Annotated in this window: 1 tRNA gene and 2 rRNA genes; all 3 read left to right on the forward strand. The window is 53.2% G+C overall.

Annotated elements, in window-relative coordinates:
• The first annotated feature begins 166 nt into the window (after window positions 1–166).
• The 3 genes from RUE5091_RS22280 to RUE5091_RS22290 all read left to right on the forward strand — a co-directional run bounded on the left by RUE5091_RS22280 (window position 167) and on the right by RUE5091_RS22290 (window position 3,471).
• A 23S ribosomal RNA gene (locus RUE5091_RS22280) occupies window positions 167–2,994 on the forward strand.
• A gap of 183 nt (window positions 2,995–3,177) precedes the next feature.
• Window positions 3,178–3,292, forward strand: a 5S ribosomal RNA gene (gene rrf / locus RUE5091_RS22285).
• A gap of 102 nt (window positions 3,293–3,394) precedes the next feature.
• Window positions 3,395–3,471, forward strand: a tRNA-Met gene (locus tag RUE5091_RS22290).
• Window positions 3,472–3,546: the final 75 nt, after the last annotated feature.

Consider the following 3,546-nt stretch of genomic DNA (forward strand, 5'->3'; position numbering starts at 1 on the left):
CGTTGATCAGCTGCACGGCTGAGAGACCATATGGGGTTGCTCATTTGTCCTCGTCCAAGTGGCGGGGGCGGGAAATGTATGTTTTTGGTTCAGAAGAATGACTGCCTTTAGTTACCAGCTGGGCGGTCTCGATCGACATTTATTGTGTCTTTCTTTTTCTGGATCAAATCAAGCGCGAGAAGGGCGTTTGGTGAATGCCTTGGCAGCAAGAGGCGATGAAAGACGTGATACTCTGCGATAAGCCATGGGGAGCTGAGAATAAGCTTTGATCCATGGATTTCTGAATGGGGCAACCCACCTGAATGTTTGTTATTGTTAGCACTGCTAATCAATAATGGGCATAACCAGGTATTTATGACCTGAATACATAGGGTTATAAAGGCAAACCCGGGGAACTGAAACATCTAAGTACCCGGAGGAAAGGAAATCAATTGATACTCCCCTAGTAGCGGCGAGCGAACGGGGACCAGCCGAGCCGGATAAGTGAGAAGAACATGTTGGGAAGCATGGCCATAGCGGGTGACAGCCCCGTATTCTAAGCTTTGACGGACGTATTAAGTAGGGCGGAACACGTGAAATTCTGTCTGAAGATCGGAGGACCACCTTCGAAGGCTAAGTACTCCTTGCTGACCGATAGTGAACCAGTACCGTGAGGGAAAGGTGAAAAGCACCCCGACGAGGGGAGTGAAACAGTACCTGAAACCGAACGCCTACAATCAGTCGGAGGCTCCTTGCGAGCTGACGGCGTACCTTTTGTATAATGGGTCATCGACTTGGTCTCACGAGCAAGCTTAAGCCGTTAGGTGTAGGCGTAGCGAAAGCGAGTCTTAATAGGGCGAATGAGTTCGTGGGATCAGACCCGAAACCGAGTGATCTAGGCATGGCCAGGTTGAAGGTAAGGTAACACTTACTGGAGGACCGAACCCACATCCGTTGAAAAGGATCGGGATGAGCTGTGCCTAGGGGTGAAAGGCCAATCAAACTCGGAGATAGCTGGTTCTCTGCGAAATCTATTTAGGTAGAGCGTCATCCGAATACCCCGGGGGGTAGAGCACTGGATGGGTAATGGGGCCCCACAGGCTTACTGATCCTAACCAAACTCCGAATACCCGGGAGTACTAGATGGCAGACACACTGCGGATGCTAACGTCCGTAGTGGAGAGGGAAACAACCCTGACCTACAGCTAAGGCCCCCAATTCATGGCTAAGTGGGAAAGCAGGTGGGACGACCAAAACAACCAGGAGGTTGGCTTAGAAGCAGCCATCCTTTAAAGATAGCGTAACAGCTCACTGGTCTAAATAAGTTGTCCTGCGGCGAAGATGTAACGGGGCTCAAGCCATGAGCCGAAGCTTAGGATGCCGTAAGGCATGGTAGCAGAGCGTAGTGTGACATAGTCTCATTCCTCCTTCACGTCTTCGGGCGGATTGGAGGAGAGAGGCTTTCGATGAAGCCGGCGCGTGAGCGATCCGGTGGAGAGATCACTAGTGAGAATGATGACATGAGTAGCGACAAAGAGTGTGAGAGACACTCTCGCCGAAAGTCCAAGGGTTCCTGCTTAAAGCTAATCTGAGCAGGGTAAGCCGGCCCCTAAGCCGAGGCCGAAAGGCGTAGGCGATGGGAACTAGGTTAATATTCCTAGGCCGTGGAGTGGTGACGGATCTCAGAGGTAGTTCATCCTTATCGGATTGAATGGGCTGCTGAGAGGTTCCTGGAAATAGCCCTCCTATAAGACCGTACCCTAAACCGACACAGGTGGACTGGTAGAGCATACCAAGGCGCTTGAGAGAACGATGTTGAAGGAACTCGGCAAAATACCTCCGTAAGTTCGCGAGAAGGAGGCCCGGTTCCTAGGCAACTAGGGGCTGGGGGCACAAACCAGGGGGTGGCGACTGTTTATTAAAAACACAGGGCTCTGCGAAGTCGCAAGACGACGTATAGGGTCTGACGCCTGCCCGGTGCCTGAAGGTTAAAAGGAGAGGTGAGAGCCTTGAATTGAAGCCCAGGTAAACGGCGGCCGTAACTATAACGGTCCTAAGGTAGCGAAATTCCTTGTCGGGTAAGTTCCGACCTGCACGAATGGCGTAACGACTTCCCCGCTGTCTCCAACATCGACTCAGCGAAATTGAATTGCCTGTCAAGATGCAGGCTTCCCGCGGTTAGACGGAAAGACCCCGTGCACCTTTACTACAGCTTCGCACTGGCATCAGGATTGTGATGTGCAGGATAGGTGGTGGGCTTTGAAGCAGGAACGCAAGTACCTGTGGAGCCTCCCTTGAGATACCACCCTTCGCACTCTTGATGTCTAACCGCGGTCCGTTATCCGGATCCGGGACCCTGCGTGGCGGGTAGTTTGACTGGGGCGGTCGCCTCCTAAAGCGTAACGGAGGCGCGCGAAGGTTGGCTCAGAGCGGTCGGAAATCGCTCGTTGAGTGCAATGGCAGAAGCCAGCCTGACTGCGAGACTGACAAGTCGAGCAGAGTCGAAAGACGGCCATAGTGATCCGGTGGTCCCGAGTGGAAGGGCCATCGCTCAACGGATAAAAGGTACGCCGGGGATAACAGGCTGATACTGCCCAAGAGTCCATATCGACGGCAGTGTTTGGCACCTCGATGTCGGCTCATCTCATCCTGGGGCTGGAGCAGGTCCCAAGGGTACGGCTGTTCGCCGTTTAAAGAGGTACGTGAGCTGGGTTTAGAACGTCGTGAGACAGTTCGGTCCCTATCTGCCGTGGGTGTAGGAGACTTGAGAGGAGTTGCCCCTAGTACGAGAGGACCGGGGTGAACGATCCACTGGTGGACCAGTTGTCGTGCCAACGGCAGTGCTGGGTAGCTATGATCGGACAGGATAACCGCTGAAGGCATCTAAGCGGGAAGCCCCCCTCAAAACAAGGTCTCCCTGAGGGCCGTGGAAGACCACCACGTCAATAGGCCGGAGATGTAAGCGCAGTAATGCGTTCAGTTGACCGGTACTAATCGCCCGATAGGCTTGATTTGATCCAGTAATGGAAAGACAAATCAAAAACATACACCTCATTAAACATGGATAACTTCGCAGCAAAACGCTGCGGTGTTGATTGACATAACTACCGTGCGGCAACGCGCCTTTATCAAGATAAAGACGCTGCCTGCCGCGCGTCGCGCTTTGCAAAGCAAAGCCGCGACGGGGATTTTCCTCGGTTTGGTGGTCATAGCGCAAGTGAAACACCCGGTCCCATCCCGAACCCGGAAGTTAAGCACTGCCGCGCCAATGGTACTTGGGCTTAAGCCCCGGGAGAGTAGGTCACCGCCAAACCTAGTAAAATCCCCTCTTCTCTCTAACGATCAAACTGCTAAAGCAGTGCGAATTACCAGAGGTCTCAAGTAGCCGAATAGGCGGTAGACCAACGCTAAGTGTCGCGGGATGGAGCAGCCCGGTAGCTCGTCAGGCTCATAACCTGAAGGTCGTAGGTTCAAATCCTACTCCCGCAACCAAACTTTCTAGTCAGATATCAAGCACTTAGCCTCGCATCGCGCGAGGCCCTTTGCTTTGCACCAACGCCCGGTGCT

The organism is Ruegeria denitrificans, assembly GCF_001458295.1.
GTDB lineage: Bacteria > Pseudomonadota > Alphaproteobacteria > Rhodobacterales > Rhodobacteraceae > Ruegeria > Ruegeria denitrificans.